General features: G+C 72.0%; 23 protein-coding genes and 6 pseudogenes. 15 read left to right on the top strand and 14 right to left on the bottom strand.

What is annotated here, in order from left to right; genetic code table 11:
- Positions 1-62: 62 nt before the first annotated feature.
- From ACIP67_RS15395 to ACIP67_RS15420, 6 genes and pseudogenes are all read left to right on the top strand, one after another.
- Complete coding sequence (locus tag ACIP67_RS15395; protein ID WP_401692047.1) at positions 63-962, top strand: SDR family oxidoreductase; 900 nt, start codon at positions 63-65, stop codon at positions 960-962.
- Between the two features lie 48 nt (positions 963-1,010).
- Entirely contained in the window at positions 1,011-1,394 is a 384-nt protein-coding gene (locus ACIP67_RS15400) for a darcynin family protein (protein WP_401692050.1), read from the top strand.
- A 6-nt stretch (positions 1,395-1,400) separates the two neighbouring features.
- A pseudogene (locus tag ACIP67_RS15405) lies at positions 1,401-1,658 on the top strand (IS5/IS1182 family transposase); the annotation flags it as partial.
- A 136-nt stretch (positions 1,659-1,794) separates the two neighbouring features.
- On the top strand, positions 1,795-2,421 hold the full coding sequence (locus tag ACIP67_RS15410) for a transposase (RefSeq protein ID WP_401692052.1): 627 nt from the start codon (positions 1,795-1,797) through the stop codon (positions 2,419-2,421).
- Positions 2,422-2,455: 34 nt separating this feature from the next.
- A pseudogene (locus ACIP67_RS15415) lies at positions 2,456-2,634 on the top strand (transposase); the annotation flags it as partial.
- Positions 2,635-2,835: 201 nt separating this feature from the next.
- Positions 2,836-3,068, top strand: a pseudogene (locus ACIP67_RS15420) (Tn3 family transposase); the annotation flags it as partial.
- Positions 3,069-3,384: 316 nt separating this feature from the next.
- Here ACIP67_RS15420 and ACIP67_RS15425 read toward each other — a convergent pair.
- From ACIP67_RS15425 to ACIP67_RS15440, 4 genes are read right to left on the bottom strand one after another with little or no spacing between them, the layout of a single operon-like run.
- A complete protein-coding gene (locus tag ACIP67_RS15425) occupies positions 3,385-4,359 on the bottom strand; it encodes an NADP-dependent oxidoreductase (protein WP_401692055.1) in 975 nt (324 codons plus the stop codon).
- Positions 4,360-4,362: 3 nt separating this feature from the next.
- Entirely contained in the window at positions 4,363-5,262 is a 900-nt protein-coding gene (locus ACIP67_RS15430) for an alpha/beta hydrolase fold domain-containing protein (RefSeq protein ID WP_401692058.1), read from the bottom strand.
- Between the two features lie 55 nt (positions 5,263-5,317).
- Positions 5,318-6,211, bottom strand: a complete 894-nt coding sequence (locus ACIP67_RS15435; protein WP_401692060.1) for an SDR family NAD(P)-dependent oxidoreductase — start codon at positions 6,209-6,211, stop codon at positions 5,318-5,320.
- A 45-nt stretch (positions 6,212-6,256) separates the two neighbouring features.
- On the bottom strand, positions 6,257-7,018 hold the full coding sequence (locus ACIP67_RS15440) for an SDR family oxidoreductase (RefSeq protein WP_401692063.1): 762 nt from the start codon (positions 7,016-7,018) through the stop codon (positions 6,257-6,259).
- Between the two features lie 137 nt (positions 7,019-7,155).
- Between ACIP67_RS15440 and ACIP67_RS15445 the strand changes: the two genes are divergently transcribed.
- Positions 7,156-8,097, top strand: a complete 942-nt coding sequence (locus tag ACIP67_RS15445) for a LysR family transcriptional regulator (RefSeq protein WP_401692065.1) — start codon at positions 7,156-7,158, stop codon at positions 8,095-8,097.
- A 28-nt stretch (positions 8,098-8,125) separates the two neighbouring features.
- Here the strand turns inward: ACIP67_RS15445 and ACIP67_RS15450 are convergent.
- Both ACIP67_RS15450 and ACIP67_RS15455 read right to left on the bottom strand, forming a co-directional pair.
- Positions 8,126-8,685: pseudogene (locus ACIP67_RS15450) on the bottom strand (IS5 family transposase).
- Positions 8,686-8,746: 61 nt separating this feature from the next.
- On the bottom strand, positions 8,747-9,097 hold the full coding sequence (locus ACIP67_RS15455; protein ID WP_401692068.1) for a hypothetical protein: 351 nt from the start codon (positions 9,095-9,097) through the stop codon (positions 8,747-8,749).
- 350 nt (positions 9,098-9,447) lie between these two features.
- On the opposite strand from ACIP67_RS15455, the pseudogene ACIP67_RS15460 reads away from it, so the two are divergent.
- The 3 genes and pseudogenes from ACIP67_RS15460 to ACIP67_RS15470 form a co-directional block, all read left to right on the top strand.
- Positions 9,448-10,012, top strand: a pseudogene (locus ACIP67_RS15460) (transposase); the annotation flags it as partial.
- A 240-nt stretch (positions 10,013-10,252) separates the two neighbouring features.
- Positions 10,253-10,825, top strand: a complete 573-nt coding sequence (locus tag ACIP67_RS15465) for a hypothetical protein (protein WP_401692148.1) — start codon at positions 10,253-10,255, stop codon at positions 10,823-10,825.
- Entirely contained in the window at positions 10,738-11,562 is an 825-nt protein-coding gene (locus ACIP67_RS15470) for a right-handed parallel beta-helix repeat-containing protein (RefSeq protein ID WP_401692145.1), read from the top strand. Before ACIP67_RS15465 ends, ACIP67_RS15470 begins: the two co-directional genes overlap by 88 nt.
- Before the next feature lie 60 nt (positions 11,563-11,622).
- Here the strand turns inward: ACIP67_RS15470 and ACIP67_RS15475 are convergent.
- A pseudogene (locus ACIP67_RS15475) lies at positions 11,623-11,820 on the bottom strand (winged helix-turn-helix domain-containing protein); the annotation flags it as partial.
- A 226-nt stretch (positions 11,821-12,046) separates the two neighbouring features.
- On the opposite strand from ACIP67_RS15475, the gene ACIP67_RS15480 reads away from it, so the two are divergent.
- Entirely contained in the window at positions 12,047-12,604 is a 558-nt protein-coding gene (locus ACIP67_RS15480) for a glycoside hydrolase family 25 protein (protein WP_401692070.1), read from the top strand.
- Between the two features lie 105 nt (positions 12,605-12,709).
- Here the strand turns inward: ACIP67_RS15480 and ACIP67_RS15485 are convergent, their stop codons facing one another.
- Positions 12,710-13,372: an NADPH-dependent F420 reductase gene (locus ACIP67_RS15485; RefSeq protein ID WP_401692072.1), complete on the bottom strand. Its 663-nt coding sequence runs from the start codon at positions 13,370-13,372 to the stop codon at positions 12,710-12,712.
- Positions 13,373-13,459: 87 nt separating this feature from the next.
- Complete coding sequence (locus ACIP67_RS15490) at positions 13,460-14,146, bottom strand: FadR/GntR family transcriptional regulator (RefSeq protein ID WP_401692074.1); 687 nt, start codon at positions 14,144-14,146, stop codon at positions 13,460-13,462.
- A 226-nt stretch (positions 14,147-14,372) separates the two neighbouring features.
- On the opposite strand from ACIP67_RS15490, the gene ACIP67_RS15495 reads away from it, so the two are divergent.
- Both ACIP67_RS15495 and ACIP67_RS15500 read left to right on the top strand, forming a co-directional pair.
- Positions 14,373-16,328, top strand: coding sequence for a 2-isopropylmalate synthase (locus ACIP67_RS15495; protein WP_401692076.1), 1,956 nt, complete (start codon positions 14,373-14,375; stop codon positions 16,326-16,328).
- Positions 16,325-17,173 (top strand): ABC transporter ATP-binding protein, encoded by an 849-nt coding sequence (locus ACIP67_RS15500; protein ID WP_401692078.1) that lies wholly within the window; start codon positions 16,325-16,327, stop codon positions 17,171-17,173. The genes ACIP67_RS15495 and ACIP67_RS15500 overlap by 4 nt, the downstream gene beginning before the upstream one ends.
- Positions 17,174-17,215: 42 nt before the next feature.
- Here the strand turns inward: ACIP67_RS15500 and ACIP67_RS15505 are convergent, their stop codons facing one another.
- Positions 17,216-17,428: an EF-hand domain-containing protein gene (locus ACIP67_RS15505; RefSeq protein ID WP_385068663.1), complete on the bottom strand. Its 213-nt coding sequence runs from the start codon at positions 17,426-17,428 to the stop codon at positions 17,216-17,218.
- 47 nt (positions 17,429-17,475) lie between these two features.
- Positions 17,476-18,390, bottom strand: a complete 915-nt coding sequence (locus tag ACIP67_RS15510) for a MerR family transcriptional regulator (RefSeq protein ID WP_401692082.1) — start codon at positions 18,388-18,390, stop codon at positions 17,476-17,478.
- Positions 18,391-18,448: 58 nt separating this feature from the next.
- Here ACIP67_RS15510 and ACIP67_RS15515 point away from each other — a divergent pair, with 58 nt between their 5' ends.
- A complete protein-coding gene (locus tag ACIP67_RS15515; RefSeq protein WP_401692084.1) occupies positions 18,449-19,084 on the top strand; it encodes a GNAT family N-acetyltransferase in 636 nt (211 codons plus the stop codon).
- A 201-nt stretch (positions 19,085-19,285) separates the two neighbouring features.
- Here the strand turns inward: ACIP67_RS15515 and ACIP67_RS15520 are convergent, their stop codons facing one another.
- From ACIP67_RS15520 to ACIP67_RS15530, 3 genes are all read right to left on the bottom strand, one after another.
- The gene (locus ACIP67_RS15520) at positions 19,286-19,909 is read right to left on the bottom strand and encodes an ADP-ribosyltransferase (protein WP_401692086.1); all 624 of its coding nucleotides are present in this window, start codon (positions 19,907-19,909) and stop codon (positions 19,286-19,288) included.
- 75 nt (positions 19,910-19,984) lie between these two features.
- Positions 19,985-21,169: a YncE family protein gene (locus ACIP67_RS15525; protein ID WP_401692088.1), complete on the bottom strand. Its 1,185-nt coding sequence runs from the start codon at positions 21,167-21,169 to the stop codon at positions 19,985-19,987.
- The gene (locus tag ACIP67_RS15530; protein ID WP_401692090.1) at positions 21,169-21,972 is read right to left on the bottom strand and encodes a polysaccharide deacetylase family protein; all 804 of its coding nucleotides are present in this window, start codon (positions 21,970-21,972) and stop codon (positions 21,169-21,171) included. The genes ACIP67_RS15525 and ACIP67_RS15530 overlap by 1 nt, the downstream gene beginning before the upstream one ends.
- A gap of 102 nt (positions 21,973-22,074) precedes the next feature.
- On the opposite strand from ACIP67_RS15530, the gene ACIP67_RS15535 reads away from it, so the two are divergent.
- Complete coding sequence (locus ACIP67_RS15535; RefSeq protein ID WP_401692093.1) at positions 22,075-22,527, top strand: hypothetical protein; 453 nt, start codon at positions 22,075-22,077, stop codon at positions 22,525-22,527.
- Positions 22,528-22,546: the final 19 nt, after the last annotated feature.

The following is a 22,546-nucleotide window of genomic DNA, read 5'->3' on the forward strand; positions in this document are numbered from 1 at the left end:
CCACATTCCAGGCTTCCCTCACAGTCATCTGTCGCAGTTCACCTTTCTGAAGGAGTTCTCCCATGCATGTGTTCGTCACCGGAGCCACCGGCTGGATCGGCTCGGCCACCGTCGATGAGCTGCTCGCCGCCGGCCACACCGTCACCGGCCTCGCCCGCACCCCGGACGCCGCCCAGACCCTCACCGCCAAGGGCGCCACCGCCCTGCCCGGCCACCTCGACGACCTGGACAGCCTGCGCACCGGCGCCGGCACCGCCGACGCCGTCGTCCACCTCGCCAACAAGCACGACTGGGCCAACCCGGCCGAGACCAACCGGGCCGAGCGCACCGCCGTGCGGACCATCGCCGACGCGCTGACCGGCACGGACCGCCCGCTGGTCCTGGCCGCCGGGCTGTCCGGCCTGGTCCAGGGCCGGCCGGCGACCGAGGACGACGCCTCGCCCGCCGTGGGCCCGGACTCGCCGCGCGGCGGCAGCGAGAACCTCGCCCTGGAGTACGCGGACAAGGGCGTCCGAGTGGTCAGCGCCCGCTTCGCGCCGTCCGTGCACGGCGTCGGCGACCACGGATTCATCGCGCAGGTCGCCGCCGCCGCCCGCAAGCACGGTGTCTCGGCCTACATCGGCGACGGCACCGCGTCCTGGGCCGCCGTCCACCGCCCCGACGCCGCCCGGCTCATCCGGCTCGGCCTGGAACACGCCCCCGCAGGCACCCGGCTGCACGCCGTCGCCGAACAGGCCGTGACCACCCGCGCCATCGCCGAGGCCATCGGCCGCGCGCTCGGCGTCCCCGTGAAGTCGGTCGCGCCGGACGACGCCATGGGGCACTTCGGGTTCGTCGGCCGCTTCTTCGGTATGGACATGTCCGCCTCCGGCGCCCACACCCGCTCCCTGCTGACCTGGAGCCCCTTGGGCCCGACCCTGGTCGAGGACATCGAGGCCGGAGCGTACGGCACGGCCGAGTAGCACGGCGGATCAGAGCTTGAACACAACCAGGGAACTGGAGACATCGTCATGAGCGACGACAACACGCGCGGCGACAAGACCTTCGACGCCGCCCTCACGGCGTTCATCATGGTGCGCACCACGCCGGAATGGCTGGCGCTCACCGTGCCGCGGCGGTTCGAGGTCTTCACGAAGGAGATCCTCGACCCGGTGCTGGCCAAGGTCGAGAACGTCCGTTCGCGCTTCTTCGACACCGAGTTCTACTCGGCCCGGGTGACCGACGTGTGGGTGTGGGAGGCCGCCGACCACCACGCCTTCCAACTCGTCGTCGAAGCCCTGCGCGAGACACCCTTCTGGGACCGGTACTTCCGGGTCGAGGAGATCCTGATCGGTGTCGAGAACGCCTACGCCAACAACTACGGCCGGGAGGCCATCCTCACCGTCGAGGCGTGAGCACGCATCACACATGCCGACCTCCACGAGCGCCAGGCCCTGATCCCGCTGGTGGGCGGCATCCCGCCCACCCGCTCCCGTCGCGGCCCGCGTCGGTGGAGGCCCGGCACGCTGCACGGGGACAAGGGATACGACTACCGGTACCCGCGGCGCCGGCTGTCCTCCCGCGGCATCCGCCACCCCCTCGCCCGCGAAGGCATCGAGTCCTTCCAACTACTGGGCCGGCACCGCTGGGGATCGTGTCCCTTGTGGGGGTGTAGGCGATCAACGTGTGAGTGTGCGCGGGCGGGTGCCCGGGGCGTGCATCCGCTGAGGACTTTCGCTGCCTGATCACAGAGCAGGCCACCGTGCAAATCTCCCTGGTGAACGACCAGTTCAACCGTGGAGGTGCCCGATGGCCTTGCCCCAGTCTGACCTGCAACGCCTGCTGGAGTCACTACGTACGGCCGCCGGAATCGACCTCGTCCGAAGTGCCGCCGAGCGCATGCTGCAGGAACTGATCGAAGCCGAGCTCCGTACCGGCGCCTTCTTCCCTGGCCTGCTCGAACGCCGACGCCGCATCGACCAGGCCTTCTACGCCGTCATCATGGAGGCATATGTCCAGGGTATGTCCACACGCTCGGTCGCTGGTCAAATTCCTGGGCGAGGTCTCCGGGATCTGCGGCGACCTCGCGTCCAGCTGACCGCCTTCCGGGAACGGCCGCTGAACCATACCCGGTTCCCCTACATCTACCTCGACGCCACGTACTGCAAGGTTCGCGTCGACCACCAGATCGTCTCCCAGGCCGTGGTCATCGCCACCGGCATCACCGAGGACGGCAACCGCGAGGTCCTGGGCGTCGTGGTCGGCGACAACGAGACCGAGGCGTTCTGGACGGAGTTCCTGCGCTCACTCAGATCCCGAGGTCTGTCCGGCGTCCGCCTCGTCCTTGGCGACAACCACGCCGGGCTGGTCGCCGCGATCCGCAAGGTCATGCTCGGCTCCGCCTACCGCAGGTGCCGTGTTCACTTCCTGCGCAATGTCTGAACTCGTGCGCCAGCAGCTCGATACCGTCGCCGACATGCTCGGCCCACAGTTCCCCAAGGTCAAACGGATGCTCCTGGACGCGAAGGACGACCTGACCGCCTTCGCGGTCTTCCCTGTCCAGCACTGGAAGAAGATCCAGCCCGCCAATCCCCTGGAACGCCTGAACCGTAGATCAAGAGGCGCAGCGACGTCGTCCAGGTCTTCCCAAACCCCGAGGCACTCCCGAGGCTGACCACCGCGGTGCTCAGCGAAATGCACGACGACTGGATCGCCCTCTCCCGCCGCTACCTCTCCGAGGGAAGCAGAGAAGCCATCTACGCCGACGAACACTCCGGCTCCACCACCCGTGAGCTCCCCAACACTCCAAACGCTACCGATAGTTGCTCGCCTACACCACCACAAGGGACACGACCCGCCATCGTGCTCTGGACCACGAAGTACATCGACGCCGCCGTCGCCCAGCTCCGCGCTGAAGGCCACGAGATCCGCGACGAGGACAGCGCCCGCCTGTCCCCACTCAAGCACCGCAACTGAACCTCCTCGGCCGCTACAGCTTCACCGCCTCCACTCCGCCTGCTGGCGCTCTGCGTCCGCTGGGCGACCCGGATACGCCCGAGCTGGATGAGGACGAAGAGGGCGAGGAGTGAGCGCGAGGTTGCTGCTCGACGGTTACGCAGCGCCCTCGATCTCGGCCCACAGCCGGGCGGCCAAGACACAGGTCCCTCCGCCTGGACTGTTGCCCCGGGGACGTTGTCGGCGTTGACGCGGCGGGCGTCACTTCTCGTCCGCACCGGGTTCCGCGCTGTCGAAGATCGGCATCAGGTTGCCGCGGGTAAAGTTCCCATAGGGTGAAGAGGTGGGCGATGATCTGTGCCCACGGCCCCTGCGCCAGAGCCGCCGCCGGGAGGGGAACGAGCTCTTCGCTGGGCACTCCCGCGCGACTTCGCCCGGTCTGAGCCAACGTCACCCGGCTGCGTCCCGCGCGTCCCCGGCAATACCGCCCGGGGTGGCGTTTGGCAGGAGGACGACCTTGCCCAACGGGTGGTCGTGTTCCAGGTGGGCGAAGGCCGCCCGGACCTCGGTCAGCGGGTAGGTCCGGCTGATCGGCGCCTCGATCCTGCCGACCGCCGCCAGCCCGGCCAGTTCGGCCAGTACCGCCCGGTCGGTGCCCTCGGCGCTGCCGTGCGACCGGGTGCCGAGCGCGGCGGCGGCGCCGTAGTCGAGCGTGTTGACCCGGCTGGGCGGCACCCCCAGGGACAGCGCGATGCGCGGGTAGTCGCCGCCGTGGAAGTCGAGGAAGGCGTGCGCTGTGCCGCCGCCGTCGCCTTCGATCGCCCGGCGAAGGCGTTCGTCGACCCTGCTTCCATAGCCGACGAGGGCGGCGCCCTGGGACTCCAGCCAGTCCTGGTGCCGTGCCGAGGCGACCGCCACCACGCGCGCCCTGCGCAGGCGCAGGAGTTGAACGGCGAAGCTGCCGACCCCACCCGTGGCCCCGCTGACCACGACCGTCTCCCCGGCCTGCGGGGCGACCGCAGCGACGGCTGCCCAGGCGGTGCTGCCCGCGACGTAGAGGGCGCCTGCAGCGGCCCAGGGGAGCGTCTCGGGCTTGCGGACGAGCTGGTCCGCCGGGACGACGACGTACTCGGCGTGGCTGGACCGCTCCCAGGACCAGCCAAGGACCGGGTCCCCCGGTGCCCAACCGGCCACTGCGGCCCCGGTCGCGGTGACGGTACCGGCCAGGTCACTGCCCTGTCCGGAAGGGAACGTCGCAGGAAAGTGCTCGTGCAGGGCCCCGGTGCGGATCTTGGCCTCGCCCGGGTTGATGCCGGCGGCCCGTACCCGGACCAGGACGTCGTGGGGGCCGAGCGGACGCGGTTCGACGTCCTCGACGCCGAGCACGTCGATGTCTCCGTAGCGGTGGAAGCGTACGGCTCGCATGAGTCAGCCCTCCGGGTGGATGTGGCTGTTGAGGAAGGCGGCGACGTGGTCAAGGGCGCGCGCGGCCTCCTCGACGAGGGGGGCGAAGCCCTGGAAGACGTGCGGTGCCCCGGGGAAGGTCTGCAAGGTGACCGGGATGTCGGCGCGGGCGGCCCGGGCGGCCAGCCGCAGGGCGTCGTCGAGCAGGATCTCCCGGGCGCCGGCCTGGATCAGCAGCGGCGGCAGTCCGCGCAGATCGGCGTGGAGCGGGCTGGCGAGCGGGGTGCGCGGATCCGCCCCGGCGAGGTAGTCGGCGGCCCGGACCTGAAGGGCCCGGCGAGTGAGCGCCGGATCCGCCTCCGCCCGGGTCGACATGGTGCCGCCCGACTGGGTCAGGTCCGCCCACGGGGACAGAACCGTCGCGGACGACGGCTGCGGCAGCCCCGCGTCCCGGATCGCCAGCAGCAGGGCGAGGGCCAGTCCGCCACCGGCCGACTCTCCGGTGACCGCGACCGACCCGGCCGGGACACCCCCGTCGAGCAGCGCCCGGTAGGCGGTGAGGGCGTCATCGACGGCGGCCGGGAAGGGGTGCTCGGGGGCGAGCCGGTAGTCGACGGAGAGGACGGTGGCCGCGGCGCGCCGGGCTATCTCGGAAACCAGGCCGACACTGGCGGCGGCCGACCCCATCGCGTAGGCGCCGCCGTGGAAGTACAGCACGGTGCCGGCCGGCGGCGCGGCGCCGGCCCGCACCTCGACGGCGGGCACCCCGCCCAGCTCGATGGTCCGGGTGCGGACGTCGTCGGGCAGCGGCGCGGAGCCCAGCATCTCGTCGAAGACGCGGCGCATCTTCTCGACGTCGCCGCCCAGGTCCAGTGGGGAGTTCCGCAGCAGGTCGGAGACGGCATTCAGCTGATCACAGGTCATGTCATCGAGTCCTTGCGAGGGGCAGTGGTTGGCGGAGGGAGGGATGCGGGGCGGCCTACGCCCGGGCGACGTGCAGGACCTTTTCGAAGCCCATGCGCCGCACGAAGTCCGTACGGGCTTCCAGTACCGCGGAGTTGGCCTGCTCCACCATCGAGTTGGTCAGGTCCACCACGCTGCGGAAGGGGCGCTCGCCGAAGGGCAGGGCCATGATCCTGGTGATCTCCTCGGCGACCACCACCGGGTCGGCCTGCGTGCCCGGGGTGAACAGACCTTCGGTGGCTTCCTCGTTGCGTGCGGCCAACGGGTCCAGGGCCCGATACCCGGCGGCGACATCGGTGGTGTCCGTAGGCCGTGCCGCCTTGGGGAAGTGGTCGGTGCCCTGGGTGAAGGCACCCGGCATGACGATCACGGTCTCGATGCCGAGCGGGGCCACCTCGTAGGAGGTCACCAGCGCCAGCGCGTCCATGGCCGCCTTGGAGACCACGTACGGGCCGAGGAACGGCGGGGTGGTCACCGGGATGGTGCTGCCCACGTAGAGGAGGGTGCCGTGGCCTTGGGCGCGCAGGTGCGGCAGCACGGCCCGGTTCAGCCGCTGGACGCCGAGGGCGTTGACGTCGATCAGGTGGGCGATCTCCTCGGCGGTGAACGCCTCGACATATCCGGTGACCAGGTGACCGGCGTTGTGGACGACGACGTCAAACGCGCCCGCGTCGTCGAGCACGGCCGCCACCGCGTGGTCGGCGGATTCCTGCGAGGTGACGTCGAGTTCGACCACGTGCAGGTCGAGCCGTTCGGCCGCTGCCAGGCGGTTGAGTTCCTCGGCGCGGGCGGCGTTGCGGGTGCCGGGGGCTCGCATCGAGGCGTAGACGCGGTGGCCGGCCCGGGCGAGCGCCCGCGCGGTCAGGTTGCCGATGCCGGTTCCGGCACCGGTGATGAGGACGGTTGACATGGTGGTCTTCCGATCGGTGAGGTGGGGTGGGGCGGGATCGAGAGGTCAGGCGATACCGCCGTTGCTGTACAGCACCTGGCCGTTGATCCAGCGGCCGCCGGGCCCGGCCAGGAAGGCCACCGCCTCGGCGATGTCCTCGGGGGTGCCGAGCCGCTCCAGGGGTGCGGCGGCGGCGATCCGGGCGATCAGCTCCTCGCTCTTGCCCTCGACGAACAGCGGCGTCGCGGTCGGCCCGGGGGCGACCGCGTTGACGGTGACGTCCCGGCCGCGCAACTCGCGGGCCAGGATCAGGGTCATGGCCTCAACCGCGCCCTTGGTGGCCGCGTAGCCGCCGTAGCCGGGCTGCTGAAGCCGGGTGATGGAGGTGGAGAAGTTGATCAGCGAGCCGCCGGGACGCAGTCGGCGGGCGGCGAGCCGGGAGACGACGAAGGTCCCCCGGACGTTGACCCGGTGCATGCGGTCGAAGTCGTCCAGCGTCATCTCGGTGAACGGGGCGAGCAGCATGATCCCTGCGGTGTTGACGACGACGTCGATGCCGCCGAAACGCGCCTCCGCGGCGTCGAAGAGCTCCGCCATCTCCGCCGGCTCGGCGACGTCGCCGGAGTGGGCCATTGCTGTGCCCCCGGCCGCGGTGATCGACTCGACGATCGCCTCGGCCTTGGCCGCGCTGCCCGCGTAGTGGACTACGACGGCCGTACCGTCCGCGGCCAGCCGGTGCGCGACCGTGCTGCCGATGCCGCCCGAGCCGCCGGTCACCACGGCCACCGTGGGCCGGCCGGATCCGTTCTCCGCTGTCACGCCGTCCATGACTGCTCCGATCCCGGCATCCGGACGGATGCCCATGGTGATGAGGCCGTTCGCGGGCGATTTGCCCGGCGACGTGATCCACCCTCCGCCTCGCACACTTATTTGTCTAATGCATGAAATTCATTTACATTATGCGGATGGCGAATATCGAACGGGTCGACCTGAATCTGCTGGCTCCGTTGGCCGCACTGCTGGAGGAACGGCACGTCTCGCACGCCGCCGAACTCGCCGGGATGAGCCAGCCGGCGATGAGCCGGGCGCTGCAGCGGCTACGCGACACGCTCGGCGACGAGCTGCTGGTGCGCGCGCCGGGCGGCTACCGGCTCACCCCACGAGCCGAGCGCGTGCAGCGCCAGCTGCGAGCGGTGCTGCCGCGGCTGGAAAGCCTGTTCGCCCCCGAGGAGTTCGACCCTGCCGTGGCCGCCGAGGCATTCCGGGTCGCCGGGACCGACTACGCCCGGGTGTTCGCCCCCGCGGTCTTCCAGCGCGTCTTCCAGGAGTCACCGCGCTCCACGCTGCACTTCCGCACGTGGCACAACGCCATCTACGACGATCTCGACCGAGGCGTCGTCGACCTGGTGTTCTATGCCGGGCCGGGGCCGGTCGCCGTGCTGCGCACGGAGCACTTGTTCGACGACCGGTTTGTCTGCGTCCTGTCCGCGGACCACCCGCTGGCCGAGCAACCGGAGATCGCCCTGGAGGAGTATCTGAACGCCGCTCACGTGATCGTCGGCACCACCGACGAACGCCAGACTGCGATCGAGGGGCGCCTGGAGGGCCTCGGGGCACGCCGCCGGGCCGGGCTGACCGTGCCCTACCACTCCCTGGCCGCTCATTCCGTCCTGGGCACCCGGCTGATCCTCACCCTGCCCGCGAGGCTGCTCGCGCAGCAGCGCCCGGACACCGAAATCCGGATCCTGCCCGCGCCCGAGGAGATCCGCCCACTGCACTACCAGATGGCCTGGCACCCGCGCCTCGACGGCGACCTGGGACAGCGTTGGCTCCGGGACACCGTCCGCGCCGTCACGGCCGAACTGCCGGAGCCGGCCCCTGAGGGGACGGGTGGGGAGACAGACTGATCACCGGGAGCATCATGAATAAGAGGTCCTAACAAAGGCGTTGGACGTGTCGGTGGGTGATGAGGCAGGTGGCGAGGCCGAGGAAAGCCTCGTGGATGTCGTCGCGCCGTTCCCAGCGGATGCGCAGGCGGCGGAAGCCGTGCAGCCAGGAGGGGATGCCCTGCCCGCCGACAAGGACGTGGTGCTTGCTGCCCGGCCGTGCACGGTCGACCGGGCTGGGACCGCTTCTGGGCCCCGGCGGGCCGCCCGGACATGGGAGGAGTCGATCACCGCCCGCGACCAGTCCAGCTGTTTCGCCGACCGCAGCTTCTTCAGCAGCACCAGGTGCAGCTTCTCCCACACGCCGGCCTCGTTCCAGGCGGCCAGGCGCCGCCAGCAGGTCATGCCCGAGCCGAAGCCCAGCTCCTGGGGCAAGTACTCCCACTGGATGCCGGTGTGCAGCACGAACAGGATCCCGCACAAAGCCTGGCGGTCCGGCACCCGTGGCCGGCCCGCCACCAGCTTCGGCCCCGGCACGGGCAGCAACGGCTCGATGAGCGACCACAGTTCGTCCGACACGATCCATGGCCGCGACTGACGTTTCCCCACGATCCGACCAGCGAGCAGACAGACCGATGGTTACTTGATCAACAACTTCTGTTAGGAACTCTTAGAGTCGCGCCAGTCGCGCATCTGCTGCTCGGGCGGCATCGGCCGCGTCGTCGTGCCAGACATGCTGCCAACGACTGGCGTGGTAGCCAGCGCAGCGCTTCCATGCCGCGCCGAAGCGGACCAACTTGTTCCACTGCCGACGTCGAGCTGACAGGGAGGCGAGCGGCCCGCCGTACCCGAACGCCGCGCGGGCATCCTCCATCTGGGCGTCGAGGATGAGCCGGAAGGCCAGGACGAGCCGCCGCACATCAGCGTCGCCCTTGTGTGCCGCCCTCAGTTCGTCCAGCCGAGCGACGAGGAAGGCAGCGAAGGACTCGACGTCGTGCAAAGTCAGCTCGTTGGCGGTCACGGTGGACAACGGGGACGAGAGCGCAGGCGCTGTCACGGGCAGAGGTTCCTGTTCGCCCCGGGAGTCGATATCGCAGCCAGGCGCTATGCCCCGGTTTGTCATGTCGGATAGGGAGAGCTTATCCGACCCCATCGCTCCCGTCCGCGAATCGCGGACGCCAGGCGCGGGTGCAGAAACCGGTGCGCCACGTTTAAGAATTGTCCCGTAACTGCTGGTCACGGGTGAGATGATCTTGTCGTGTCTGGTGTGATCACGGCGTCGGAGCCTCCTGGATAGCCCCGTTTGCCGGGCTGAGCCCGCGGCAGTTCGGCAAGCTCATCACCGCACTGCGGCGCGAGGGTGCCGACCCGGTGCGCAAGGGCCGGCCCTGGAGCCTGCCGCTTGAAGACCGGGTCCTGCTGGTCGCCGCTTACTGGCGCACGAACCTCACCCTGCGCCAACTGGCGCCGTTGTTCGGGGTGTCGAAGTCAGCCGCGGATCGCATCATCGGCCATCTCGGCCCGTCGCTCGCGCTCCAGCAGCGCAAGCGGTTCCGCAGGGACACCGTGCTGATCGTGGACGGCACCTTGGTCCCCACCCGCGACCACACGGTGGCCGAGCAGTCCAAGAACTACCGCTACTCCACCAAACACCAGGTCGTCATTGATGCCGACACCCGGCTCGTCGTCGCGGTCGGCCGGCCGGTCACCGGCAACCGCAACGACTGCAAGGCGTGGGAGCTGTCCGGCGCGAAAGACGCCGTCGGCCACACCACGGTCATCGCGGACGGCGGCTACCGGGGCACCGGCCTGGTCATCCCGCACCGCCGCGAAACGCGGCCAGACAGAACTGCCGGCCTGGAAGGAAGAACACAACCGTTCGCACCGCAAGGTCCGCGCCCGTGTCGAGCACGCCTTCGCCCGCATGAAGACCTGGAAGATTCTCCGCGACTGCCGACTGAAAGGCGACGGCGTTCATCACACCATGCTCGGCATGCCTCTCTGCCTACGATCCGGTGACCCGGTGCCGCCGCCGGCCCGGGTGGGTGAACCACAGTCGTCGGTGCCGCGTCGTCCGCGCACGCGCGTACGTGGCTCAGAGAGGTTGGACAGTGTCACGGCAGGTGCTCTTGGTCTGCCGGAACGCCCGGACGGCTACCGTACGATCGGCGCGGCCGTGGCGCAGGCGCGCACGGGAGCCGTGATCAGCGTGGCCCCCGGACGCTATGCCGAGAACCTCACCATCCGGACCAGGGTGACGATCGTCGCCGAGGGCGAGCGGGACAGCGTCGAGATATGTCCGCGTCTCGGCAGCGCGGTGACCGTCATGGCCGAGGAGGTCATGCTCACCGGTCTCCTGCTGCGCGGCGGCGACGAGGACGTGCCGGTGGTCGACGCGCCGCGCGGCCAGGCGGTCATGGAGCGCTGCACCGTGGCCGGCTCCGGCTGGGCCGCCGTCCTGGCCCGGATGTCGGGATCGCTGGCCATGCGGGGCTGCCGGGTCACCAATCCGGCGGGCGCGGGAGTGGTGGACATCGCGCCGGGCGGCAGTGTCGTCGAGGACTGCCAGATCGAGCACCTGGGCTCGTCCGCGGTCGTCCTCGCGAACGCTCCCGCACGGTCGTGCGGAACTGCCTGCTGCGGGACGCGCGCGGCAACGGCGTGCTCGCCAACGGCGAGGCGCGGGGCTCGGTCGAGGACTGCGAGATCTCCGCCACCGACAAGCCCGGCATCGCCCTGGAGGCCCTGAGCGGCACCACGGTGCTGCGCACCACCGCCCGCGACGTCACCACCGGCGTCTACGTCACCTCGACCGCCCGCACGGTCCTGGAGGACGTCACCGTCACCGGGACCTCGGAGGCCGGGATCGTGGTGTCCTCGGGCGGCGATCCCACCCTGCGCCGCTGCCGTACGGAGCGGACGGCCGCGGCCGGGCTCGTGGTCGACGAACGGTCCCGGGGGACCTTCGAGGAGTGCGCGTTCCTGTCGGCGGCCGGTTCCGCGATCCGGGTGGGCGGGGGCGCGACGCCCGTGTTCGACCGGGCCGTGGTGCGGGACTGCGCCGACCGGAGGGCCGCCGTGCTCGTCATGGACGGCTCCGCCCCCGAGTTCGACCGGCTGGAAGTCACGGACGCGGCCGGGGTCGCCGTGTCCGTGCGTTCGGGCGCCAACCCCCTGCTGCACGGGCCCGTGATCTCCGCCCCGGGCGGGAACGGCGTGGAGGTGGGCGACGGCGGACACGGCAGGCTGGAGGGCTGCCGCGTCGAGGGTGCGAAGGGCTCCGCGGTCCTGGTCTCCGAGGGCGGCGGCCTCCATGTGGGCGACAGCCGGCTGCTCGGGTCGGGCGAGGCGGGCGTGACCGTCGCCACCGGCGGGCGGGTGACCGTCGGCGAGCAACTCGCGTGCCTGCGCGGCCGGTACGCGACGGGCACGGCTCACCCGGGCCTCGAAGCGCCAGGCGTCCACCGCGTCCTGCGGCAGCCGTAGCGCGTACCCCGGAGGGGAGGTGATCAGGACGGAAGCGGGGGTGCGCGGGGGCCGCTCGGGTTCGAGCAGGCGGCGCAGGTTCGACACGTAGGCGTGCAGGGACACGGACGCCTTGGCCGGTGGCGCCCCGCGCCACAGGTCGTCGGCCATGCGGTCGACGGAGATCACGCCCTGGCGGGCCGCGATCAGCAGCGCGAGGACGGCGCGCTGCCGTGGGGGTCCCAGATCGACCGGCTTCCCCTCGACGTCGGCACCCATGGAACCCAGCACTCGGATACGCAGCACGCTGCGGGAATCTACCCGAGCGGCGTACGCGGCCCCTCAACGAAAAATAATCGCCCTTCCCGCCGACCGGCGCCCCTGGGCCGGACCGGGACGGCGGCAGCGACACGAACGGGTGACCAAGGCGGACGGACAGGTTCCGCCGGCGTACCGCGGGGCATCAGGTAAGTCCTCATCTACCCCTGCAATTACGGGAGTTGGCATGCTCCGTGGCATAGACGTCAGCGCCTACCAGTCCTCCTCCTTCGACACGGACGACATCTCCTTCGTCTTCGTCAAGGCGACGGAGGGCCGCACGTACGTCAACCCGAAACTCTCCGCCCAGACGAAGCACGCCCGCGAGGCCGGGCTCGTCGTCGGCTTCTACCACTTCCTGTGGCCCGGCAACATCACCGCCCAGGCGGAGCACTTCCTCTCCAAGGCCCCGGAGCGCGCGGGTGACATCCTCGCCGTCGACTGGGAGACGACGGGCGAGGGCACCCACGCGAGCAACGCCGAGAAGGACCGCTTCATCCGGAAGGTGAAGCAGTTGAGGCCGCACCACCGGGTGATCCTCTACTGCAACCGGAACTACTGGCTGAACGTCGACGACACCTCCTACGCGGGTGACGGCCTGTGGATCGCCGACTACGTCACGGCGGGCGAGCCCCGCGTCAAGGCCGACTGGCGCTTCCACCAGCACACCGACGACCCCGTCGACAGGAACGTGGCGGACTTCGCGAGCAGGGCGGCGCTGCGGGCGTGGGCGACACCGGACTGAGGACTGAGGGCTGAGGGCCGAGGACCGAGCGGGCCGGGGCCGGTCGCCCCCGCCGGGCGGCCCGGGCCCAGCGGTACGGCCCGGGCGGCCCGGCGGCGGTTCGTGTCAGCCCCGGAAGTCCGGGGTGCGTTCGGGGCTCGCCTCCGACAGGGCCTTGGTGACCTCGGCGGCCCCGGCGCGCAGGCCGTAGACCGGGGTGGCGGGCTGCTGGCGCCAGGAGTCGTCGATGCCGCCGGCGTCGACCGTGTCGAAGCCGAGTTCCTCGACGAGGGCCCGGACCTTCGCCTTCGCCGCCTGGTCGTCGCCGGCCACCGGCACGGCGATGCGGTCGGGGGCGCCCGCCGGGCGGTGGCGGTCCAGGATGTCCTGGGCGTAGGTGCCGTTGAAGACCTTGACCACCGGGTGGCCGATCCGCCGTTCCGTCCAGCGGCTCTCGGTGAGACCGTCGTCCTCGATCTCCGCGATCCGGCCGTCGCGCTGACGGGGGTAGTAGTTGTTGGTGTCGATCACCGCCACGCCCTCGGCGGCGCCGTCCAGGAAGCCGGCCGGGAGGTCGGGGATCGCCTTGAGGGGGATGGTGACGACGACGATCTCCGCGTCGCGGGCCGCCTCCCCCACCGCGACGGGGGTGGCGCCCGTCTCCTCGGCGAGCTCCTCGAGCGTGTGCGGACCCCGGGAGTTGGCGACGGAGACCTGGTGCCCGAGGGCGGTCAGCCGCCGGGTGAGATTGCCGCCGATGTTGCCGGCGCCGATGATGCCGATCTTCATGACAGACCCTTCGAGGTTGACTCACCTGCATGTGCACGACGCATGCATGCGCATACATCCGGTGGGTGAACCCCTCGGGACCGCCCGCTATTCCGGGCCCGCGCCGAACGGGTCCTCCAGTTCCCGTGCCAGCACCTCGGCCGCCCGCTCCGCGTCCCCCTCGGCGACCGCCCGCAGCAGACCCTCGTGGGCGTCGTCGCCGGTGTTCCGGTCGTGGTCGCGCAGGCCGGTGAGGGCGAGGAGGTCGACCAGACCCTCGCGCAGGACGGGGACGAACTCGGTGAAGAGATCGGCGAGGACGGGGTTGTGGGCGGCGGCGACCACCGCCGCGTGGAAGGCGATGTCGGCGTCGACGAAGGCGGTGTCGTCGGCGTCCACGGCCGCGCGCCGTCCGGCCAGGGCAGCCTCGATGGCGGCGACGTCCTCGGCGGTGCGGCGCCGCGCGGCCAGCCGCGCCGCGTGCACCTCCAGGGCCGCCCGGACCTCGTACACGTCGGTGACCGCGGCCCGCCGCAGCCGGGCCGGCCAGTCCTCGGCCGACTCGGTGGCGATGACGAAGACGCCCGAGCCCTGGCGCGGCCGTACGAGCCCGGCGCCGGCCAGCGCGCGCAGCGCCTCACGGACCGTGGAGCGCCCCACGCCGAGGTCCTTGGCGAGGGTGGTCTCACCGGGCAGGCGGGTGCCGACGGCCCACTGTCCGCCGGCGATACGGGCGCGCAGCCGCTCCACGACCTGCTCCACCAGGGGGCTGGGACGGACGGGGCCGAGGGACATCACTTCACCAACCTGCACACGGGACGACGGACTTCACAGCAATTCTCACTTGTCTGAGGACCTGAGGAGTCGCTAGCGTACCGGCCATGACGTTCCGCGGTCTCCTTCTCCTCGGCTGCCGCGGCGGGGCCTGACGCGACCGGCACCCCGCCGCGGGTCGCCGTGCTGCCGGTCACCGTCCGACCGAACCGGCCGACCCGGCCGAGACCGAGGCAGCGAACCCCAGATGTCCAGCGTCATTCCGTCCCCGGACCCGTCCCCCACCCAGGCCCCGGCCCCGCCGTGGAACCCGCAGCGTCCGAGCCCCATGCCCCACCACCGCTACCGCCCCTTCCAGGAGCGGGTGAGCGTCCCCGCCGCCGACCGGAGCTGGCCCTCCGCCCGTCTCGAGCGCGCCCCGCTGTGGGTCCCCGTCGACCTGCGCGACGGCAACCAGGCGCTCGCCGAGCCGATGGACACCCCGCGCAAGCGCCGCTTCTTCGACCTGCTGGTCGCCACCGGGTTCAAGGAGATCGAGGTCGGCTACCCGTCGGCCAGCCGCACGGACTTCGACTTCGTACGGCACCTCGTGACGGCCGGCGCCGTGCCGGACGACGTCACGCCGGTCGTGTTCACCCCGGCCCGGCCGGAGCTGATCGACCGGACCTTCGAGGCGATCGAGGGGCTGCCCCGGGCCGTCGTCCACCTGTACATCGCGACCTCCCCGGTGTGGCGGGAGGTGGTGCTCGGCCGGGACCGGGAGGAGGTGTGGCGCACGGTCCGCGAGGCCGCCACGCACATGGCCCGCCGGGCCGGCGACGCCCCGGGCGTCCGCTTCCAGTTCTCCCCTGAGACCTTCAACCTCACCGAACCCGACTTCGTCCTGGAGCTGTGCGACGGCCTCACCGAGCTGTGGGACGCGAGCCCCGACCGCCCGGTCACGCACAACCTGCCCGCGACCGTCGAGATCGCCACCCCCAACGTCTACGCCGACCAGATCGAGTACCTGCACCGGAACCTGGCCCGCCGCGACCGCGTCATCCTCTCGGTGCACCCGCACAACGACCGCGGCACCGGAGTGGCCTGCGCCGAACTCGCCGTGCTGGCCGGGGCGCAGCGGGTGGAGGGCTGTCTGTTCGGCAACGGCGAGCGGACCGGCAACGTCGACCTGGTGACCCTGGCCCTCAACCTCTACGCCCAGGGCGTCGACCCCATGGTCGACCTCGGCGACATCGACGCCGTCCGGGAGACGGTCGAGCACTGCAACCGGCTGCCCGTCCACCCCCGCCATCCGTACGCCGGCGAACTGGTCCACACGGCGTTCTCCGGCACGCACCAGGACGCCATCGACAAGGGCTTCGCCCACCACGCCCGCCGGGCGGCCGCGCTGGGGCTGCCGGAGCGGGAGGCGCCCTGGTCGGTGCCGTACCTGCCGATCGACCCGGCCGACCTGGGCCGCTCCTACGAGGCCGTCATCCGGGTCAACTCCCAGTCCGGCAAGGGCGGGGTGGCGTACCTGCTGCGCACGCACCACGGGATCGACCTGCCGGCGGCGATGCGGCCGGACTTCTCCCGGGTCGTGCAGGAGGCGACGGACGACAGCGGGCGGGAGGCCACCCCGAAGGAGCTGTACGAGCTGTTCCGGGCCACCTACCTGGCGGACGGTGAGCTCCGGCTGGACGCCTGGTCCACGCACCGGCAGGCTCCGGGCGTCCACCGCTTCGCCGGCACCCTGCGGCACGGCGACGACCGCGCCGGCGACCACGAGGGCACCGGCGCGGGGCCGGTGTCCGCCTTCGCCGACGCGCTGGCGGGCGCGGGGTACACGGTCGAGGTGCTGGACCTGACGGAGACCAGCCGGGACGCTCCGGCCGGGACGGCACCCGCCGACACCGCCGACACCGCCGACACCGCCGGCACCGCAAGCACCTCGGACACCGCCGCGACCGGAACGGCCACAGCGACCACGGCGACGGCGGCAGCGGCAGCAACAGCGACAGCGACAGCGACAGCGACAGCGACAGCGACAGCGACAGCGACGACGACCGTGGCACTGACGGCGACCGGCGGACCGGCCCCCCGGACGGCCTTCGCCCGGTGCCGGGTGAACGGCGTCACCGTCTGGGGCGCCGGCCAGGGCCCGACCGGGCCGGCCGCCTCCGTCCACGCCGTGCTGTCCGCGGTGAACCGGGCGGCACGATGACGACCGGGACACCGCCGGCGGAGGTCCTGCGGGCCAGGGACGTCCACCTCGTGCGGGACGGGCGGCCCCTGCTCCAGGACGTGTCGCTGACCGTGCGGGCCGGTGAGCACTGGGCCCTCCTCGGGGCCAACGGCGCCGGGAAGTCCACCCTGCTCGGTCTGCTCGGCGCCCGGACCCACCCCACGCGCGGCACGGTGGACGTGCTCGGGCGGCGGCTGGGCCGGGTGGACGTCCGGGAACTGCGGGCGTACGTGGGCCACGTCGACCCCCGCCACCCGCTGACCGAGCCGCTGCGGGTCCGGGACGTGGTCCTGACGGGCGCGACCAGTTCCGTGGCGCCGCTGCCCCGCTGGCGCCCGACCCCGGAGCAGGAGGCGCGGGCCGAGCGGCTGATCCGCACCCTGGGCCTCGCCGGCCACCGCGAGGCCCGCTGGCCGACCCTGTCGCAGGGCCAGCGCGGCCGGACCCTGATCGCCCGCGCGCTGATGCCTCGGCCCCGGCTGCTGCTGCTGGACGAACCGGCGACCGGGCTGGACCTGCCGGGCCGCGAGCGGCTGGTCGAGGCGCTCGACGCCCTGCGCCGTGACCACCGGGAGCTGGCCACGGTCCTGGTCACGCACCATCTGGAGGAGCTTCCGCCGGGCACCACGCACGCCCTGCTGCTGCGCGACGGCCGTGCGCTCGCCCAGGGCCCGGTGGCCGACGTCCTCACCGGCGACCTGGTCGGCGCGTGCTTCGGCCTGCCGCTGGCCCTGGCCCGGCACGGCGGCCGGTGGACCGTACGCACCACGGGCACCGGCACCGGCACCGGCACCGGCACCGGCACCGGCACCGGCACCGCATGACGAAGGGGGGCACCCGGCGGGTGCCCCCCTTCACCCCGCGCGTCACTTGTCGAGGTACGCCCAGAACTCGTCGAACGAGAGGACCTTGTCCCCGTTGAGGTCGCGGCTCTTGATGACGGCCTCGGCGACCGACTCGGTGACGTTCCAGTCGCCGCCCTGGGCGAGGGCGGTCTTGAACTCGGCGGCGGTGATGAATCCGTCACCGTCCGTGTCGATCCGCTGGAACTGCGTGCGCGCTTCTTCGATGTCCGCCACCGATCCGCCCCTTTTCCTGGCTTGCTGCCGTGCTGACGCAGGTCAGATTAACGGTCCGGGTGGGCGCGGAGCGCGTCGACCACCCACGCGAACTCCTCCTCGTACACGGGCTGCCCCTCCAGCCCGTTCACGACGGCCGACAACTGCCGGTAGCGGGCGACCCGTTCGTTGGCGGCCGCGGTCAGCCGCTCCAGTACGGCGGACCGGTCGGTGTCGCCGAGGAGGCCGCGCAGGATGCCGTCGGCCTCCGGGGCGCCGGGGGCGACGCCGTCGCGCAGGGCCTGTCCCGCGAGCTGTACCAGCCGGCTCATGAACCACAGGGAGGTGCCGGGCGGAACCGCGGGCCCCCGGTCGGCGGCGTTGAACTCGGCCATCTGCCGCATCAGCGCCCGGAACTCCGGGTCCTGGATCAGTTCGGCGAGCTCCACCCAGGCGTCGACCTGCTCGGGAGTGGGGTCGTCGGGCAGTTCGGCGGCGTGGAAGCGCAGCCGGGTGCGGATGTCGGGGTCGGCGGTGTCGAGGCCGTCGAAGACCTCCGCCAGGAACTCCTCGACGATCCGCCGTCGCTCGGCCGCCGACAGGCGGGCCAGTCTGTTCATCAAAGTCGTCTCCTCCGCGGTCGAGCCGCGTCGCGCCACGGTCGACAGCACCGCACGGGTCACCTTGAGGGACCGGATCTGCGCGTCGAGGGCGGCCACGTGCGCGGCCGCGACCTGCGCGACCGTGGTCTCCCCGGCCAGCACCGCGCGCACATGGTCCAGGCCGAGGCCCAGTTCGCGCAGGGTGTGGATCAGCTCCAGGCGGGCGGCGGCCTCGGCGTCGTAGAGGCGGTAGCCGCCCGGGGAGCGGGTGACCGGGGTGAGGACGCCCTCGTCGGACCAGTAGCGGATGGTGCGCACGGTCAGTCCCGTCGCGCGGGCCAGCTCGCCGATGGTGAGAAGTCCGGTGCCGTCGTCGATCATGTGTGTGAGTCTGGGCCTTCCAGCGGGTGGAGACTCAAGGAGCGGGGCGAGGAGCACGGTGGAGACGTTGCGGGACATTCTCGACGCGGCGGCGCGGGGTGTCTTCCCGCCGGCGGACGGCGGGACGACGGTCGTGCCGCAGCACGCGCCCCGGGACGCGGGTGTGCTGGCGTTCACGGCGCACTCCGTCGTCTTCACCGACGAGGATCCGCGGTGGGTGCGCGAGGCGCTGGCGGCGGTGGAGTGCGACGCCCTGGCGGCGCCCATGAGCCCGCGGTTCCTGACGGTGCTCATGGAGCGCACGGGCCGCGCCTGCGAGAACGTCGACGCGCTCCTGGTCGGCTCCCCGCTGCCGGGTGGGCCGCCGCCGGGGCTGACGGAGATCGAGGACGCGGACCATCCCCGGGTGGTCTACGCCCGCCGGCGGCGGGACGACGTACGGGCCTGGACGGCGGACGGCGGGGTGCTGGTGCTGGGCCGCGGGGTCGCCGGCCGGCTGGAGGTGTCGGTCGAGGTGGACGAGGGCGTACGGCACCGGGGACTGGGCCGGGCGCTGGTGGCGGCGGCCCGCCATCTCGTCGACGAGCCGCTGTGGGCGCAGGTCACGCCGGGGAACGCCCGCAGCGCGCGGGCGTTCCAGGCGGCCGGTTACCGTCAGGTCGGGGCGGAGGCGCTGCTCACCGCCCGCCGGTGAACGGTAGGGCGCTTCTGACGGGTCTCCGTGGGAGAAGGAGCGGCGTTCGGTGCGTGCCCTCGGCGTGCGGTGTGCAGGGCCAGGTGGCGGAGCCACCTGGCCCTGCACACCGTGCGGTGAGTGGGGGTACCGCCCACGCCGTTCAGGCAGTGGGGGAGCGTGCCGGGCGTCGCGACGCCGCGGAGATCCGTCAGAAGCGCCCTAGTGCCAGGCCTCGAAGTGCGGGTTGCTCTGGCAGCCGCTCATGATCTCGACCTTGGTCGTCTTGTTCACCGGGCAGACGCCGATGATGTACTTCCGGTCGATGCCGCCGGGGAAGGCGACCTCGACCTGGTCGGCCCATCGGTGGGTGTCGCCGATGGTCTTGTTGACGTCGATGCCGCCGGGGGCGTCGATGTAGTAGTTGTAGCCGGACTTCCACCACGTCTTGTACAGGTCGTGGTCGTACGTCGTGGACACGTACGGGGAGGGCTGGTTGACCAGGACGTACTTCTCGATGTCGTACTGCCCGTCGACCACGTCCCGGGGGTGGAAGCCCTCCTTGAAGACGGTGTCGGGGCCGCGTCCGTCGCTGCGGTAGAGGGTGCCGCAGGTCGTGCGCCAGACCGGGGCGGGGGTGATCCGGCCCAGGTCGACGCCGCGGTCGGCGGCGGCCTTGAGCTTGTCGTCGAAGAGGGGGCAGACGGGGGCGGCCTTGGCCGGGGCCTGGGCGCGCGGCTCCGCGGCGGCCGGGGTCGCGGGGACGGCGGCCGCGGCGGTGGCGAGGACGGTGGCCAGGGAGAGGACGGCGGCGGCTGCCCGCCGCCGCGCACGAGTGATGATCATGCGGGGCACGATCCCGGTTCCGCGGCGGCGGGTTGCGGATCCTCACCCGTGCGTGGCGTGTCAACTGACCTGTGGTCAGCGGAAGATGCCGGTGTGGCCGAGCGAGTAGCGGCCCGGCTGCGGGTAGACGGCGAGGCCGTGCGGGCCAGCGCCGACCGGGACGCGGGCCAGCTGGACGCCGGTGCGGGTGTCGATGGCGTACACCTCGTCGTCGTACCGGCCGGACAGCCACAGGACCTTGCCGTCGGCCGAGACACCGCCCATGTCGGGGCTGCCGCCCTCGGGCAGCTTCCACTTCTTGGTCAGCCGGCCGCGGGTGAAGTCGAAGACGGAGACGGTGCCCTCGCCGCGGTTGGAGACGTACATCTCGCGGGAGTCGCGGCCGACGTAGAGGCCGTGGCAGCCCTTGCCGGTGGGCAGGAGGGTCGGCTCGGTGAACTTGTCGCCGTCCAGGACCCACATGCCGTCGGCCATCATGTCGGCGATGTAGAAACGTTTCCCGTCCGGTGAGATCTTCACGTCCTGCGGCATCGCGCCCTCGAAGGGCAGTTGCTGCTGTCCGACGACCTCCATCTTCTCGGTGTCGACCTTGAGGATCTCGCCGCTGAACTCGCAGGAGACGATGAAGTAGCGGCCGTCGGCGGAGAAGTCGGCGTGATTGACGCCGTAGCAGGTGACCGGTTCGGCCTTCATCCGCTTCATGGTGTGCGGGTCGAGGAAGACCAGCTCGCGGTCGAGGGAGGCCATGACCACGGCGTACTTGCCGTTGGGCGTGAAGTAGAGGTTGTACGGGTCGTGCACCTCCACCTCCTTGCCCGCCTTGCCGGTCCGCGGGTCGATGGGGGTGAGGGTGTGGCCGCGGTTGTTGTTGACCCACAGGGTCTTCAGGTCCCAGGAGGGCACGACGTGCTGGGGCTGGCGGCCGACCTTGATGGTCTCGATCACCCGGTACGTCGCCGGGTCGATGACGGAGACGGTGTCGGACTCGGTGTTGGGGACGTAGACGCGGGACGGGAAGCCCTTGACCACGGGCGAGAGCCGGCCCGGACGGTCGGCGGCGTAGACGTCCTCGGGGTCGAGGACCGGGGGCATGCCGGGCAGGCCCTGGGCCGCCGCCTTCCGGGTCGGGGCGGGGACCGTGCTCCCGGTGGCCTCGGGCGCCGCCTTCCCGGTCCCGGCCCGGGGTGCGGTGCCGCAGGCGGCGAGGGCGGTGAGGGCGGCGCCGGCGAGCAGGGCGCTTGTCACAGTCGTGCGGTGCATCAGCTCAGCAGCTCCGTGGTGGTGACCGCGCGCAGACCGCGGCGGTGCAGTTCGGCCAGGACGGCGGGGAGCGCGGCGACGGTGTCCGCGTACCCGAAGTGCAGGCTCACGACGGATCCGCCTCGGATGCCGTCGAGGACCGTGCGGGCGACGGCGGGGCCGCCGGGGGAGGTGAAGTCGAGGGAGTCGACGTCGTAGGAGAGGACGTGCGGGTAGCCGGCGCGGCGGGCCAGGGCCTCGACGGCCGGGGAGGCGCGGGCGGCGCGGGAGGGGCGGAACCAGGTGCCGATGGACCCGGTGAGCCCGCGCAGCCGGTCCGCGCACGCGGTGATCTCCCGCTCCGCCTCCGCCTCGGGCAGGGTGTTGATGTCGAGGTGGTGGTGGGTGTGGTTGCCGAGGTCGTGGCCGCCGTCCAGGATGCGGCGGGCGAGGGCGGGGTGCTCCTCCAGCCAGGTGCCGACGGCCAGCACGGTGACCCGGGCGCCGTGCCGCTCGGCCTCGGCGAGGAGGGCGCGGGCGGTGGCGGGGTCGCCGTTGCCGTGGAAGGTGAGGGCGACGCGGGGGCGGTCCCGGGGGCCGTGGGTGATCTGGGCGGGGTGGTCGGGGTAGGCGCGGGGGGCGGGGGCCGCCGGGGCGGGAGCGGGGGTGGCGGCGGGAGGGGGAGTGGGGGATGCGGGAACCGGGCGGGCGGCGCCGGAGGAGGGGGCGGCCGGGGCGCACGCGGCCGCCAACGCGCTCCCTGCGACGATCCCGGCGCCCGCCCGGAGCGCGGCTCGGCGGTCGGTCGAAGTCACCCGCACCATTTAAGGGGCAGAAAGCTACAAAACGGGTCATTCACCCGATCGCCGCGGGGAGGGGCGTCGGCAGTGCGATGCTGGGGCCCTCCTCCCTCGGAAGGTGGCCCCGTGAAGCCCGTGGACCCGCTGATCGTGTTCAGGCCGACGGTGGTGCAGCGCGCGCTCCCCGGCCTCGTCGCGCTGCCGGCCTCCCTCCTGCTGACCGTCGTTCTCATCGCCTTCCAGGGCGAACGGGCGTCGGCGGCCGAACTGTGGCAGTGGACGTCCGGGGCGCTGATCGCCGTCGTCGCCGTCACTTTCCTACCGGGGAGCGACCGCGTGACCCTGACGCCGGACGCGCTGGTGGTCGTGGGCCTGCGGCGGCGACGGATCCCGTGGGCGCACATCCTGCGGCTGGAGGTGAGGCGGAGTCTGGGAGTGCGTCAGGTGATCGTCTGGACGGTGGACGGGCGCGGTACGACGCTACAGGCGCCGACGTCACCCGGGGATCCGGAGTTCGAGGCGAAGGTGAGGACGCTGGTGGAGTGGTGGGAGGTCCGGCGGTCGGTGCCAGCCGGGTGAGCGAGCGGCCGGTCGAGCG

The organism is Streptomyces sp. NPDC088812 (genome assembly GCF_044750285.1).
Lineage (GTDB): Bacteria > Actinomycetota > Actinomycetes > Streptomycetales > Streptomycetaceae > Streptomyces.